The organism is Paraburkholderia sp. SIMBA_054 (genome assembly GCF_046534875.1).
GTDB lineage: Bacteria > Pseudomonadota > Gammaproteobacteria > Burkholderiales > Burkholderiaceae > Paraburkholderia > Paraburkholderia hospita.
On sequence record NZ_JAWRXV010000691.1, the window covers coordinates 1 to 275 of the forward strand.

Genomic DNA, 275 nt, shown 5'->3' on the forward strand with positions numbered 1-275 from the left:
GCCCTGCACGACGACGCCTACTGGATCGACCTGTGCGACGAACAATGGCGGGCCATAAGGATCACACCCGCCGGCTGGGAGATCGTGAACCGACCGCCGGTATTCTTTGTCCGCTCATCGAGCATGCGCCCCCTGCCGGAGCCGACTCCGGGTGGCGACTTCGCTAAGCTGTGGGCGATCGTAAACGTGTCACCGAACGACCGGCTAGTCGTGCTGACATGGATGCTCGAATGCTTCAGGCCGGAGACGCCCTACGCGGTGATCGAGTTCTCCGG

The 275-nt window shown here is 63.3% G+C and carries 1 pseudogene; it reads left to right on the forward strand.

The annotated features are described in order from the left end of the window. Positions 1–275: pseudogene (locus SB822_RS56875) on the forward strand (hypothetical protein); the annotation flags it as partial.